This is a genomic window from uncultured Cyclobacterium sp. (assembly GCF_963977555.1).
Classification (GTDB): domain Bacteria; phylum Bacteroidota; class Bacteroidia; order Cytophagales; family Cyclobacteriaceae; genus Cyclobacterium.
On the sequence record NZ_CAXBPD010000003.1, the window covers coordinates 99406 to 114825 of the forward strand.

The 15420-nt window shown below is 39.1% G+C and carries 11 protein-coding genes; 3 read left to right on the plus strand and 8 right to left on the minus strand.

The annotated features are described in order from the left end of the window. Positions 1 to 63 precede the first annotated feature (63 nt). The 6 genes from AAC073_RS04520 to AAC073_RS04545 all read right to left on the minus strand — a co-directional run bounded on the left by AAC073_RS04520 (position 64) and on the right by AAC073_RS04545 (position 7998). Complete coding sequence (locus AAC073_RS04520) at positions 64 to 1548, minus strand: sodium:solute symporter (protein WP_339922653.1); 1485 nt, start codon at positions 1546 to 1548, stop codon at positions 64 to 66. A 166-nt stretch (positions 1549 to 1714) separates the two neighbouring features. Continuing rightward, a complete protein-coding gene (locus tag AAC073_RS04525; RefSeq protein ID WP_339922654.1) occupies positions 1715 to 2647 on the minus strand; it encodes a dihydrodipicolinate synthase family protein in 933 nt (310 codons plus the stop codon). Positions 2648 to 2705: 58 nt separating this feature from the next. Then, on the minus strand, positions 2706 to 3881 hold the full coding sequence (locus AAC073_RS04530) for a sialidase family protein (protein ID WP_339922655.1): 1176 nt from the start codon (positions 3879 to 3881) through the stop codon (positions 2706 to 2708). Between the two features lies 1 nt (position 3882). Continuing rightward, a complete protein-coding gene (locus tag AAC073_RS04535) occupies positions 3883 to 5478 on the minus strand; it encodes a fucose isomerase (RefSeq protein WP_339922656.1) in 1596 nt (531 codons plus the stop codon). Between the two features lie 128 nt (positions 5479 to 5606). Further along, on the minus strand, positions 5607 to 6836 hold the full coding sequence (locus tag AAC073_RS04540) for a VCBS repeat-containing protein (RefSeq protein ID WP_339922657.1): 1230 nt from the start codon (positions 6834 to 6836) through the stop codon (positions 5607 to 5609). Positions 6837 to 6843: 7 nt separating this feature from the next. After that, complete coding sequence (locus AAC073_RS04545; RefSeq protein ID WP_339922658.1) at positions 6844 to 7998, minus strand: sialidase family protein; 1155 nt, start codon at positions 7996 to 7998, stop codon at positions 6844 to 6846. Between the two features lie 169 nt (positions 7999 to 8167). Between AAC073_RS04545 and AAC073_RS04550 the strand changes: the two genes are divergently transcribed. Together AAC073_RS04550 and AAC073_RS04555 are read left to right on the plus strand one after the other, a co-directional pair. Then, positions 8168 to 9535 (plus strand): Gfo/Idh/MocA family oxidoreductase, encoded by a 1368-nt coding sequence (locus AAC073_RS04550; RefSeq protein ID WP_339922659.1) that lies wholly within the window; start codon positions 8168 to 8170, stop codon positions 9533 to 9535. 53 nt (positions 9536 to 9588) lie between these two features. Further along, positions 9589 to 10641, plus strand: coding sequence for a hypothetical protein (locus AAC073_RS04555; RefSeq protein WP_339922877.1), 1053 nt, complete (start codon positions 9589 to 9591; stop codon positions 10639 to 10641). A 140-nt stretch (positions 10642 to 10781) separates the two neighbouring features. On the opposite strand, the gene AAC073_RS04560 is transcribed toward AAC073_RS04555, so the two are convergent. Together AAC073_RS04560 and AAC073_RS04565 are read right to left on the minus strand one after the other, a co-directional pair. Then, complete coding sequence (locus AAC073_RS04560; protein ID WP_339922660.1) at positions 10782 to 12248, minus strand: Gfo/Idh/MocA family oxidoreductase; 1467 nt, start codon at positions 12246 to 12248, stop codon at positions 10782 to 10784. 194 nt (positions 12249 to 12442) lie between these two features. Beyond that, on the minus strand, positions 12443 to 12676 hold the full coding sequence (locus AAC073_RS04565) for a VF530 family protein (protein WP_339922661.1): 234 nt from the start codon (positions 12674 to 12676) through the stop codon (positions 12443 to 12445). Between the two features lie 608 nt (positions 12677 to 13284). On the opposite strand from AAC073_RS04565, the gene AAC073_RS04570 reads away from it, so the two are divergent. Then, positions 13285 to 15312 carry an ATP-binding cassette domain-containing protein gene (locus AAC073_RS04570; protein WP_339922662.1) on the plus strand — a complete coding sequence of 676 codons (2028 nt, stop codon included), beginning with the start codon at positions 13285 to 13287 and terminating at the stop codon, positions 15310 to 15312. The last annotated feature ends 108 nt before the right edge of the window (positions 15313 to 15420 follow it).

A 15420-nucleotide genomic window follows, 5' to 3' on the forward strand; every position in this document is an offset into this window, starting at 1 on the left:
TACCGCCAAATAAATATTAGTAATACAATTTTTTCAAATATGGAACCGTCCAATATTACTAGGTCACTTGCTTTTTTTATTGGCAATAGCTGAAAGCAAAAACCCTACTAAAAAGATGACAACAGTACCAAATACAATGGTTAGGTTAGCATGAAAAGTACTTCTAAAACGCATACCTTCTTCTAGAATTACCGGAGACAAACTCATCCAGCCAATGACCAATACGCCAAGGGCAACGCCAATGGCGGCATATTTCTGTTTGATGTTTTTCCCAATGAAACCAAGCAAAAATAAACCCAAAATACCACCACTAAATATAGCAGATAAGGCCCACCATGCTTCCAATGCACTTTGAACACCATTGAATGCTATGGCTACTACAATGGCCAATAACCCCATTACAAAAGAAGAAGAAAGCAATACCCTCATCTCTCCTTTCCCACTAATATCCGGGGAAATATACTTCTTGTAATGATCAGTAAGAATAATTGTAGCAGAGCTATTGATGCTAGTAGAAATCGTACTCATGCCTGCAGCGAAAATGGAAGCGATAAGCAACCCTGTCATTCCCACAGGCAATCCACTGACTATAAAATAAGGGAAAACTTTGTCTGCCTGATCTACACCTTGAAATGCTTCCGGCAACAATTCAGGCATTGCCTGATAATAAGCAAAAAGGGCTGTACCAATAAAGAAAAACAGTAGTGATACAGGCACGTACAAAAGACTACCCAATAAGGTAGATTTAACAGCTTCTTTATCTGATTTGGCACTTAAATAGCGTTGCACATAGTTTTGATCTACCCCGAAATTCTGAAGGTTAATAAAAAGTCCATATATCAATATTACCCAAAAAGTACCCTCAGACAAGCTGAATCCAAAACTCCCTAAGCTAAACTTATCGTACTCAGCTCCTATGGTAAATACCTGTCCAGGGCCTTCTGGCATTGAAAACATAATGATCAGCAGACAAGCCAGCGCACCAGTGATCAGAACAATGCCTTGAATGGCATCCGTCCAGATAACGGCCTCAAACCCACCCATAATTGAATAAATCAATACACTTATCCCCGTAATTATGATAATAACAGGAATGCTCCATCCGAACATGACATTCATCGGCAAAGCCAACAAATACATAATGGCACCCATCCTGGCCAATTGTGTTAACAAGTAACAGATAGAGGCATAGGTCCTTGCCCATGGCCCAAATTTAGTTTCTAGGTAATAGTATGCCGAAGGGTTTTTGATTCCTCTATAAAGGGGGACAAAAAACTTGACTGCTAAAACTGCCGCGATTGGTATGGACAAACTAAATACAAATCCACTCCAATTGGACAAATAGGCATTCCCTGGAAGGGCCAAAAAACTAATACTACTGACGAAGGTGGCAAAAATAGACATCCCTATAGCCCAAGAAGGCAATCGTCCCCCTCCAGTTATATAATCATCTGCAGATCGCTTTTTAAAGTAAAAGGAGGCTCCAAAAAGGATAATGGCCAACATATATGACAAAAATACAACGAGATCAATAAGGGGTAAATCCATTCTTCAAACTTTTTTATGATTATTTTTGGGGTATACATTGATTATGCCATAGGATTTGCACTTATTGGTAAATTGATCGGAGAATAAAAAGTTAAAGAAATCATTCTTAAACCATTGATCGATATCAATTTTCACCAAAAGATTAAATCACTATGGCATATTTGGGCTATACGTATTGTTTATAAGCTGCAAGCCCAATCAATTTTTTTCTAATTACTTCAATTTCCTCTTTTTCAAAAGCAGATAGCGGCGTAGCCAAATAACCTGTGCCTATACCCAAGATAAACATAGACGCTTTCAATCCTTTTAGGAAACTTGATCCATAAGATCCCATGGCATAAATTTCATCCGCCAATTCCATCGCCATTTCCTGAAGTCTTCCAACCTCTTTCAAATCACCTTTATCAGCAGCGTTGTAAAGATCCACAAAAAGCTTAGGGAAAACATTGGCCCCTCCACTTACACCTCCATGCCCGCCCAGAAGGACAGTAGCAGCCATCATTTCTTCAGGGCCTACAAGCAAGGTGAAATCAGGTCTATTCCTGAAAGCATAAATCATGGCATTGAAAAATACGGCTTGTCCTGAGCTGTCCTTGAGCCCATAAACATTTGGATGATTAGACAATTCCAAAACAGCTTTTTGTGTCATCATTGTTTTTGTATGCGAAGGCATGTTGTACAAATACAATGGCAAGGTCAAGTTATCCGCAAGTTTATTGAAATAGGTGATCAATTCACTTTCCCCTAAACCATAATAATAAGGTGGTGCTGCCACTACTGCAGTAGCTCCGGCTTCCTTTGACAAACGACTTAAAGCCAAGCTTTCCTCTAGAGAGGTATCCGTGATACCAACCAACACAGGGACTCTTCCATTGACTAGTTTGCAAGACAATGTAATAAGCTCTTTCCTTAATTTATAGGAAATATTGGTACATTCTCCAGTAGTACCAAGAATGAAAATACCATGTACCCCCCCAGCTATCAGGTGTTCAATAAGTTGGCCAGTTCCTTCTTTGTCAAGATGATCATCGTCCAACAAAAGGGTAGCCATAGGAGGTATTATACCTTTTAACGGTTCTTTTTTTAAATCTCTATGCATTTCTTATTCGTATAAATAGGCATTGTAAACACCTACAATAATCTGGTTATAATTGTCTTTATTTAATTTTACTCGGATCTACTACTGCATATTTAACCGTTTTCCTGTCATAGGTGTAGGTCATATGAACCAATCCATCTTTGCTTTGAATGATCGCAGGATAACTATATCCTGATTCATTGGGCTCGTTTTCAAGGGTCATAAAAGGGTTCCAGGTTTTGCCATCTTCAGAAATCGCAAGGTTAAGAATGTTCCTTCCTTTTGGTTCCTCTCCTTCTTTGGTGCTATGATTATAAATCAATAGTTGTCTACCATCCGCCAAAGTCACAGCATCTGTACCTGAATTTGGGTTAGGCAGTGAGGTAGCTACCATAGGTGACCAGGTTTGACCATTGTCTATAGACCAGCTTTCTGAAATTACACCCTGACGGGTACGGCATAAAATCTGAAGTGAACCATCTTTATGGAATAAAATACTAGGCTGAATCGCATCAAACTCAACTCCGTCATTGATAGGACCTACAACTTCCCAAGTCTTTCCATTGTCTTTACTGATTTCAAAATGAACCATCCAAAAGGTATCGTCATCTTTCTTGACTTCTGTACTTGTTGGAGCGATTATAGTTCCATCTTCAAGTTGAACAGCCTTGTTTTTAACTGGGCCTAAAAGTGGACCAATGGCTGGGTCTTCTCCAAGTTTTTTAGGCTCAGACCAAGTTTTACCATCATCATCCGAAGTAATCAACATGCCCCACCAGGTTCTAGGGTCTGGACCTACCTTATAAAAAAGCATTAAGGGACCATCTTTCGGTTGGAAAAGAACCGGATTCCATGTTGGGTACCTCAACTCATCATTCTGAACCCCATTGACCACTTCTACAGGCCTAGTCCACTCACCATCTCCCAGATGACTTACCCAAATACCTACATCAGGGTTTTTCTCGTGAGTTCCAGCAAAAAAGGCTGCTACGATTCCCGAAGGAGTTTCTACTAAAGTGGAAGCGTGTACTTGAGGAGTAGGACGATCGTCCAAAGAATAAATCAACTCCGCATGTACCAAAGCTCCTTCTCCTACCTTTTGTTTTTCAGGTAAATGAAAATTACCGGTAATGTCATTGGATGCTAATTGAACATTTTCTTCCGCTTCTGCCTTATTTTCATTGGCTCCTCCGCCACAGGAATTAAGCATCAATCCGGCAGTAATTGCGAGTATTGTAAGTGTTGTTTTTTTCATTTTAAAGACCACAAAGTGACGTTTTAATTCCGAGTTCATTCATTGCTGCAGCTTTGGCATGACAAGCTTCCAAGGCACTTGCTTTATCTTCAGCATATACCACGTGAATATGGTTTGCCTTGTGTCTAGCCATCATTTGATCGCGATTAACACCATCCAAAACCCCGTGCATGATTGGCCATTCAGGTGTTGTCATTTCCCATCTTCTTTTAGTTTCCTCTTCAGGTAATTCAACCACTTTCCCAGTACCTAAATCACAATGTAACTGGTCATCCATCACAAACACCCGACTCCATACAATATGTCCTGGTTTGCTAACTCCTTTCAAACTTCCACCACCCTGAGGAAAATACATTGGGGGCTGTCTGTCACTTGTGGCTCCTTTGAATCCACCAATAAAATGAGAGGGAGGAGCTGCTCCAGAAATTAAGAAAACCCATACAAATTCTTCTTTACCCTCAATGGTGAAATTTTCACCGTACCTTAAATCATGAAGCGTATTGTCACCAACCAATCCTAACTTGTCCCAAAGCTTATAGGTAATCAAGCTATCTAAGCCGGCACATTCATCCACTTCATTGAAGTGAGGCAAGGCCTTGCCTGGCATAATTTCGTCCCCTTGTTCATCAACCACAGGCGGTCTCTCTGTATTGTTTAACAGACCTTCCACCAAATCACTTGCGGGACATAGTTCATTCAGCCCTTGCTGGTACTGAATACCAATGGTATCACAGCCAAATTTATTAGCTAACCTTAAGGCAGCCACATACATTTTACACTGCTCTAGGGTTTGCTCTCTGGTTAGTTCTGTTTCTGGTTTAGTTCCCCAGTTAAAAGTCAATCCTCTATCCAATAACCATTGCAAAACTTCTTCAGCTTCTTCTGAAGAAACATTTCGCATGGCCGCATACAAGGTGGATTGACTTAATCTTTCTTTAAACAGACCCGTTTTGTGCAATAAATGATCAGGAATAATGGCATTAAACATACCCATACATCCTTCATCAAACACGCCCATTATGGCTTTATTTTTCCTGAATTCTTTGGCAAGCTCAGTCCCCGTTTCTAAAGCTTTAGCAGGGATACTGCTTGAATCAAAGGCCTTTACATGGCTTAAATCATGAGTGATTTTCCCTGATTCCAACCACTCTTTAAAACCTTTTAAAAAGAAGCTGTCCTTAAAATCCTGGCTCCAAAGTGTAGAATAAGGCACACCTGCTTTGGTCAAAGAGCCATTAAGGTTTAGCATCCCTACCAACCCAGGCCATTGGCCACTCCAATTGGCGATGGTCAAAATAGGTCCTTTATGCGTGGTCAATCCTGCCAATACATGGTGAGAAAACTGCCATACACTTTCCGCAACGATCAAAGGCTTCTCAGGATCTATATCTCTAAATACATCCATTCCCATTTTCTGGGAATCTATAAATCCATGCCCTTTTTTCTCATCATATTTATGTGCCCTGATGACCTTAACACCCAAGTCATTAAAAACTCCCTGGAGGCCGTCTTCCATATCTTTTTGTGCTTGCCAACAGGTTTGATTGGCTGGAAGTCTTAAATCGCCACTTGCAATCAGGTATATTTCTTTGCTCATTCTCAGTCAGTATTTTAGTTATTTGGTTTTTTATATTTCATTACATTAAACTAACTATTGGGAGTATTACTCGAATCTCCTATAATCAGGCCTATATTACTCAAAAAAAAACAGGATTGTTAAACATTTTATTTGATCGGATTTTCGTACCAAATCACTCCCAGTCCTTTCTTCGATCCGTCAGCTGCGGTCTCCTCTGATGTTATAATATCCAAATCACCATCTGAATCTACATCCTTCAATAGAATAAAGTCATATTTAACACCTTCCTTACCGCTGATATCTATAAAATAAGGAGTGTCCGTTTGGAAACCCATCATCGCAATTACTCCGGACTTGCCTAAAGATTCTGAAAAAGTGGCGGTCAAATCTGGAATACCATCATTGTCAATGTCTCCTACCTTTACAGATTTAGCTCTGTCACCAACAAAAGTTGGAAATTGAATGGTTTGGCTTTCCCAAATGCCTTCCTTTTTGGTAAAGTGCTTCCATCCATCCTGAAAAACCGGCACAATGAAATCAATCTCTTTTTTCCCCTTACCCGTTTCGAAGTAATCCATGAACATGGGTTCTCCATCTCTGATACCCAAAAAATGATTTTCCCAGACTTTGGTTAAAGATTTTTTCCCTGGATTTTCCAGCCATCTCAATCCACGTAAATCTCCTTTTCGATCTGTAATTACGACATCAACCTCACCATCAGCATTCATGTCTAACAGCTCTATAGACATTACCCAACCAAGGTTACAAATTTCATGGTATTTCCAATCTTCCATTATTAGGGGATTTTCAGGCGCCTCAAGCCAACCCAAAGTTCCATTCGGATCCTTCGATCCCACAATTAAATCCAGGCCATTTTTTCCATCCAAATTATAGGGTCGTCCAAACATCCATTTCGTTTTCCCTACAGTAACTGGAATGTCTTTCGATATCCAATTTTGGGCATCCAAATAATCCGCTGCATTCGCAGGTGCCCAGTGAATGGTTATCCTTTGGTGATGCCCTTCAGAGAAGGTGATCAAATCCATGAACCCATCCCCATTCAAATCTGCTACAAATGCATCCTCAACATCAGGGGAAGGCAACTCTATAAATGGCCATTTTTCTTTGGGATTGTCTGGCTGCAAATAGATACGGGAAACGCCCCCTTCTTCCCACCCTGTGATCAGATCAAACTTTCCGTCATTATTGACATCCGAAAACTTAGTCCCATCTGAGCCCAAAGAAGAGTCATCTATTGTATGTCGATTCCAAGGAGAATCCGTGTACGACTTAAAGCTTTCTTGTCCCCAACCTATATGAGGTTCTAAAAACACCAAAGAAAATACACCTAGCAATAAACATTTACAAATATCCATTGATCAATTAATCAACCTTCTTACTAATGATTTTTCTATTATTGAAAACTTTTACCATTTGCTCATCATAGGAAGCATACAGTATGTCATCTTCAGTAAAGTGGGTCATCAATATTTCTTGATCCCCGGTTCGATTGCGATCATAGGTGATATAATTGGTGCCATCTGAAGTTTGTTGTCCATCCGGATAAGAGACACTATTTCTTTGATCTAGCAATAGTCCTCTTGACCAAGTTACCCCATCATCTTTAGAGATAAAGGCCATCAAGTGACTTCTGCCTGTCTTGATAGCTATAGGGCCATGCTTTACCAAAAGTAAATTTCCTGATTGTAAGCGACGAATAAAAAATCTTGCACTAGGGTGTGCAATTGTGGATTCTTCTAAGTCTGACCAAGTTTTCCCTGAATCACTGGAAAAACTTTCTCCAATCCCATCTTTGGTCCTTAATAATGCCCATAATTTACCATCATTTTTTTCAACAAAGTGATGTTCATCAAAAGACCTCAATGCTTTAGGAACGTGTACCCCACCTCTGACTTCCCAGGTCCTCCCTTTGTCACTTGAGACCACCATTTTGGCGCTATAATCAGTTTCTCGCCAAGTTGAGGCAGGCAGCACCCAATCCCCATTGTTTAACACAAGGGGCTTACACATCATTACACCGTTCGTTAATCGTCTTGGTGCAGACCATGTGGTGGTTCCATTGGCTGATTTTTCTCCAATAATGGCCCAGACCCCTCCAATTTTTGCATCTTTATCAACCGCTTGGGCCCAAAAAACCCAAACCTTTCCTAAAGGATCAACCCAAACCTCAGGGTCAAAAGCCCTCACCATACCGCCCCCGTCAGGGTCAATCACCAACGTCTCATTCCACGTCTCCCCTTTATCTGGACTGGAAGAAAGTACGACATAATTGTTTTCATCTTCATGGGGACTGATGCCGGCATACCACACCGCCCAAAACTCCTCATTTTTCTCGTCTATTGCCAAACTGGAAATTCCCGAAAATTTTCGATTTTCTATCTTGTGGCTTGGTTCATATTCAGCAAATTTAACAACTTTTGGGGAGTCCATAAAAGAGATATTTCCCTGACTGTATACGGATTGTGAAAGCAAAGAAAATTTCACAATAGCAAGAAAAACAATTGTTTTTTGTTTCATTAAAACCTGGTTTTATTGGAGTTTATACTGTTAATCCTGAAATTACCACAAGTAAGTGCCCTATAAAAGAAAATTTACTAAAATTTCATTTTTCAAGTACGAAAGCCACTCCCTCATGGATAATTTTTATATATTGAATTTTTAATGTAGACAAACTCCATATACCTAAATGAGCCCAATAAAATTAGACCGTAGAAAATTTATAAAAGGAAGCACTGCTTTGGCCACCTTGGCGAGTGTCGGAGTGCCCACAATGGCCTTTCCTTCCAAAGACAAAAAATATAAAGTTGGCTTAATTGGTACAGGATGGTACGGAAAAAGTGATTTATTCAGACTCATTCAGGTAGCAGACATTGAAGTAATAGGCATAGCGGATCCAGATGCTCACCAATTGGATGAAGCGGGTGAATTAATAAGCCAAAGGCAAAAATCTGGAAAAGTACCTAAAAAGTACGCCCATTACCGTCAAATGCTGGACGAAAACAAGCTTGACATCGTACTGATAGGAAGTCCTGATCATTGGCACGCCCTTCAGGCGATCGACGCCATCCAATCTGGCGCAAATGTATACCTCCAAAAACCCATCAGCGTGGATGTTATGGAAGGTGAAGCAATTTTAGCTGCGGCTAGAAAGCACAAAAAAGTTGTGCAGATAGGTACCCAGAGAAGAAGTACGCCTCACTTAGTAGAAGCGAAAAAGAACATAATAGACAAGGGTTTATTGGGCAAAATAGCTCATGTTGAAATGTGCTGCTATTACCATATGAGGGCCAATGGCAGTCCAGAAATTCAGCCAGTTCCGGATTTTTTCGATTATGACTTATGGGTAGGCCCTGGTCCTATGAGGCCTTTTGATGGCCTTCCTCACAGAAGATGGTGGCGCACCATGATGGAATACAGCAATGGCATCACGGGTGACATGTGTGTACACATGTTTGACGCGGTCCGATGGTCGCTGGGATTGGGTTGGCCAAAAAGTGTATTTGCTACCGGAGGAATATACGTTCAAAAGGGTAGTAAATCCACCATTGCAGATACCCAAACGGCCACCTTTCATTATGATGACCTAGACTGTGTCTGGAACCATCGTTCTTGGGGTACGCCTCAAGACCCAGAATATCCTTGGGCCTATACCATTTATGGAGACAAGGGCACTCTTAAAGCTTCTGTCATGAAATATGAGTTTATTCCACAAGGCAAAGGCGAAACCATAAAAAGGGATGTCGTTTTTGAAAAAGAGGAATACCCAGAAGACCTTACAGAAAAGGACATTGAACTACAGGCAGCCCCTGCTACCAGGGCCCACATGAAGGACTTTATTCAAGCCATAGAAAAAGGAGGAAGGCCTGTGGCAGATATTGAAGAAGGGCACATTTCTACAGCCAGCTGTATCATGGCCAATATGTCAATGAAATTAGGCAGACCATTGGCTTATGATCCTGTGAAGCGCATCGTTATTGATGATGAGGAAGCTACCAGCCTATTGACTAGAAAATACAGGGCTCCATATATACATCCAAACCCAAATGAGGTATGATAAATAACATGTTTTTTACCTTTTGGTTAAAAATAACAAGCACTTTGGTGGCCATGGTAATTATATTATCCATTACCCCAAGTTTTGGGCAAACCAAGGTTAAAATTAAGGGAGAGAAATTCTATATCAATGGTAAAGTTACCTATTCAGGACAAAAGTGGAAAGGCCATAAAATTGAAGGCCTACTTATGAATTCAAGAATGGTTCAAGGCGTTTTCGATGACCTAAATTCAGAAACCATTGAAAAGTGGGAGTATCCAGACACAGGCAAATGGGATGCAGACAGGAATACGGCTGAATTTGTGAAAAACATGGCTGATTGGAAAGCCCATGGTTTGCTATCTTTCACAATCAACCTTCAGGGGGGAAGTCCGGAAGGATACAGTAAAAACCAACCCTGGCACAATTCTGCTTTCACAGCCCAAGGTGAACTGAGACCCGCTTACATGAATCGATTGAAGAAAATTCTTGATGAGGCAAATAGGTTGGATATGGTACCGATTTTAGGCTTGTTTTATTTCGGACAAGACCAGAGACTTGAAGACGAGGCCGCAGTGATAAGAGCAGTTGACCTTGCAATCAATTGGCTTCATGATCACAATTATAAAAACGTGCTCATAGAAATCAACAATGAATGCAATGTGAGGTACAGCCATGAAATCCTTAAACCTGAAAGGGTGCACGAATTGATTTCTAAAGCAAAAGCAATAGAAAGAGATGGGTTCAGGTATTATATCAGTACCAGTTATGGCGGAGGGTTTATCCCTTTACCTAATGTGGTAGCGGTTGCCGATTTCATTTTATTACATGGGAATGGCGTATCCGAACCTGAAAAAATCGGTGAAATGGTGGCGGAAACAAAGAAGGTCAAGGGCTACCATAAAATGCCTATCCTATTTAATGAAGACGATCATTTTGATTTCGACAAAGACATTAATAACCTGACCGCATCAGTTGCTGCTTACGCGTCCTGGGGATATTTTGATTTCCGTAAAAAGGGAGAAGCATTTGAAGTGGGTTACCAGAGTGTTCCGGTAGATTGGTCCATCTCTTCGGATAGAAAAAAAGCTTTTTTTAATTTATTAAAGGATATTACTGGCTATTGAATCGGTAAAACACAAAGAATTTAGCCAGCCCTTTTTTTCCTAGGTTCAAGAAGAATAAATCTAACATTCACCCACAAAAAAAACTCCGCCTTTTTGTAAAAAGGGCGGAGTTTTTTTTTATTATTAACTAATTACCTAAATCAAATTTTAAATCCTTCTCTGTGGTTTCTGCCTACAAATTGGTTGGCTTCTTCTAGATTAGTGATTCGCATGTTTTCACCATCCCACAATAGTTTTTTCCTACCGAAGAATTCAGCTTTTCCTGCGCTATTTTCTCTTTGCAACATATAACTTCTGGTGGCAAGGTTCCCCATCAAAACCGTTTCGGTCATTGGACCTGCATAGTCAAAAGAGGAGGTCAAAGCCTTGTGCTCTGCGCTATTGAAACCTGCTTTACAAGCATCTACCCATTTCCTTTGGTGACCATATTCTGGCTCATCAGATTTTTCAACTTCAGGACCGAAGTCAGTTGTACCATCATTTAAGTACAATTTAGGCATCAAAGGAGAGCTATCATTAATATTGGTAGAGATGATTCCTTTTTCTCCTATGATCAGTACACCATTGGCACTGTCTCTTCCTCCGATGTCACTGTCCGCAGGAATGATATCTGGATGAGAAGGTTTAATACCTCCATCACTCCATGTCATTTCTATAGGTGACCTACTCTTGGTAGTTTCATCAAAATGAAGGGTTATGAATGAAGCTGGAGGACAACTTTTTGGATAATAATCCGCAGTCCACATATCGGTATAGATCGAAGCCACACTTGCTTCAGCATCAGTCGGATACTTTAATCCTAAAGTCCTAAATGGTATATCAATCAAATGACAGCCTACATCTCCAAGTGCACCTGTCCCATAATCCCACCAACCTCTCCAATTGAATGGGTGAAGATTTGGGGTAAAAGGAATATGCTCTGCTGGACCTAGCCATAGGTCCCAATTTAAATCATCTGGTTTTTTTGAAGGTTCTGGTTTAGGGAAAGGAATTCCCTGAGGCCAAACAGGTCTATTGGTCCAAACTTGAACCTTAGACACCTTACCGATTTTATCACTATCTATCCATCCCTGAACCATGTTCAATAGTGGGTTGGAACCTCCCTGATTACCCATTTGGGTGACAATCTTCTTGTCCCTTGCCATTTCAGTAAGCAATCTAGCCTCCTGAATATTATGGGTCATGGGCTTTTGTACATATACATGTACTCCTCTGTGCATGGCATAAGAAGCAGCTGGACCATGAACATGATCAGGCGTAGAAATGGTCACCGCATCAATGTCTTTTTCTTTGTCGAGCATTTCTCTATAATCAGCATACAGCTTGGCTTTAGGAAAATTTTCTACGGAGCGTTTTGCAGATCCATTGAAGTCCACATCACATAAGGCAATTATCCGCTCTCTACCATTTACGGAAGCATTTTTAATATCGCTGGCACCTTTTCCTCCAGCGCCAATAGCGGCTATATTCAACTGGTCACTTGGAGCCGTAAATCCTACGCCACCCAAAACATGCCTGGGAACGAATGCTATGGAGGAAACTATCGCAGCATTCTTTATAAAAGAACGTCTGGAATTTTCCTGATTTTCATTTTTTGGTGATTTCATGGTCATCTTTTATGAATTGATCTATTTTAGGTTTAAAATTTTGAACTTCACTATTAATAAAGAGGTAAAAGACTTTCATAGTATACTGATTTTTAATGGTATTTGACCACTTTACCAGCAATTATTTCCATAATTGGTCAATGCCAGTGATAAAAACAAAATATTCCTTTTTTAAAATGAAGGAAATATTGCCCTTATTCTCTATTCTTAGTCTTTATATAAAGCTCCTCCACCTTTTCTCTCGCCCAAGGCGTTTTCCTTAAAAAAGTCAAAGAAGATTTGAGTGTTGGATTGTTTGTAAAGCAACGAATTTTAATCCGCTCCCCCAATTCTTTAAAACCGTACTTCTGTACTAAATAATCCAAGACGTCCACTAGCCGGACTCCGTGCAAGGGATTATTTGGCTGTTTTTCTTTTTCATCTGTCATTGAACCAAAAATAAAGATAAAAACCTTTTTCTCCTATTTATACCTAAAATATGCCTTTAGGCTAAACTCAAATTAGCCAACAGACTACCTATTTGCATACTGGTTACGTATAAAGAGCAAAATCGGCAATTGCATTCTCAAGTGAGATTGTTAAGAACATAAAATATAACGAAAAAAGCCGGTAAAGAAACACCTCCTATTGGAACGGTCAATTATTTGATTTATATTCATTATTCAAAATACTCACAAATCCTTAACAATTTTAGTATTTTAAGGAATGCCACTGCTTATAGCCATGAAGGTTGTTTAAAATTTGAACCTATAATGAAAGCATTTTTATTCTTCTATAAGCAAATAAGCAGCATCAATATCCTGTTCTCAGGCTTAATAGGTTTATGGTATTACAGTAATGGAATGAATTTTTTCAAAGGTTTTTTTATCTGCCTACCAACTGCCGGCCTAGTGCTATCCGTTTATTCCTTTCAACTGCACAATGCAAATCAATGGGGATTTTATTACAACCTTGGTTTATCAAGATTGAAATTAATTGGCAGTTCTTTCGTTATCAATATACTACTTTCATTCTTTTATTTTCTACTCTTTTGATTGTGACCGAACGAACCTTAGAAGTAGACAGCATAATCAAGACCTATGGTTTTAACCATCTACTTTCCGATGTTTATTTAAAGTGTAAAACAAACGAGGTTATAGGTATTTTGGGACGAAATGGAACAGGAAAATCAACTTTGTTAAAAATTATCTTTGGATCTACTCATGCCGATAATAAAAGCATAAGGTTTGATAATAAGGTTGTTGAAACCCCCTTTAAAGTGGGAAATCTGGTTGCTTACCTACCCCAAAATCAGTTCCTTCCTAAGTATCAAACAGTAACTCAAATAATCAGAATTTATTTTTTCGACAGTGAGATTCGCAAAAGGATCTTCTCAAATAATAAAATCAAATCCCTTTTAACTAAAAAAGTAATAACATTATCTAGCGGTGAAAGACGGTATTTTGAAGCACTATTAATACTGAATTTACCTGTACCCTTTATTTTACTAGACGAACCATTTTCGGCACTGGAGCCACTCTATAAAACTGAGATTAAAGTCCTAATCAATACGTACAGAAAAGAGAAGGGCATAATTCTAACTGATCATGATTACAAAAATTTACTGGAAGTAAGCGATCAAATATTGCTAATTGATCAAGGCGTGTGCAGGCACATTAAAGACAAGACTCAACTAATAGAATACAATTATCTGCCAACTGAAAAACCTTCTGGAAATGAGGAAGAGATTGAACCCTTCCTAGCTGATAAACAAACCTTGAAAGACCTTGATCTTAATGATGTTCAAGGCCACAATAGCTTCTTTTCAATATTCGGAAATCCTGAAACAAAAGGCGGAAAAGCACAACTTGAAAAGTTGTTTCATTCTCCAACATGCCACACACTGACGTTGAAAAACAGACAGCAGACCATAAGGTTTTTTCAAGAACATGCTAAAATACTTACCGTTGATAAGAAGCAGTTAGATTTTATCAGTTTTTATTATGAATCAAATGTTATCATTTCTTCAGCGACCCTTATTGACTCTTTTATCTCGTTTCTCAAAAACAAATGGCGCGATTCCAATGATTACTATATTAAGGAAACAGGAGTTCGATTTGTCCACGCTTTCTTGAAAGAGATGGATAAGCTCTCAAATGAAATACAAAAATTAAAACCTCCACCCTACCTTACCTCAATTGCATATGGTATTCAAAGAGCATTAAATAAGAAAAACGTTCGTGAGTTTGTTGATGGGTTTGAACATTATTCCTATTTCTTACCTGTATCTTCTTATGATTTTCTTCTTCGGAAAACGCTGAAACAAGATATAACCATGCTTCTTGAAGTTTTTTATCAATTAGAGGCCTTTTATACGGTAGGGAAAGAAAATAAGCAATTAAATTTCAATTTCCCAGAGTATACAAACGGTACCAAAACGCATATTGAATTAGACGGATTAATTCACCCTAAAATCCAAAATGCAGTTCCTAACAATTTTTACCTTTCTGAAAAAGAAAATGTATGTTTTCTTACTGGTGCAAACATGGCAGGAAAATCCAGCTTTCTCAAGGCCTTTGGAATAGCTATATATCTGGCTCATTTGGGTTTTCCAGTACCAGCATCAAAAATGAAAATATCTCAATTTGATGGCTTATTTACGACAATAAATCTGTCGGATGATTTAAATCTTGGTTTGAGTCATTTTTACAGTGAAGTCATGAGAGTAAAGGAAGTTGCAAAGCAATTAAAAAACAACAAAAGGCTGGTTGTTATTTTTGATGAATTGTTTAGAGGAACCAATGTGAAAGATGCAGCCAGCGCATCCTCCCTAATTATTAATGCATTAGCAAATCTCGAAGGAAATACCTACATTATATCTTCCCACATCTTAGAAATAGCAGAGGAATTGAAAGTCAACCGTAACGTTTTCTTCAAGTGCTTTGAAACCAGTTTAGTAAACAGGGAACCAAAATACACTTATAAATTGAAGGATGGCGTGTCTACTGAAAGCCTTGGAATTAATATTGTACTCAAAGAACAGATCCTGGAACTATTAGAAAGAAAGCTACCACCCAAAGATTGAGGTGTTGAAAAGGATTATGGCTGAGCTATAGCCTGAACAATGATTTCGTACATAGGATCAGTTAAATTTTTATTTTACCTTCATTTCATTGCGCCTTTAGACTGTTTA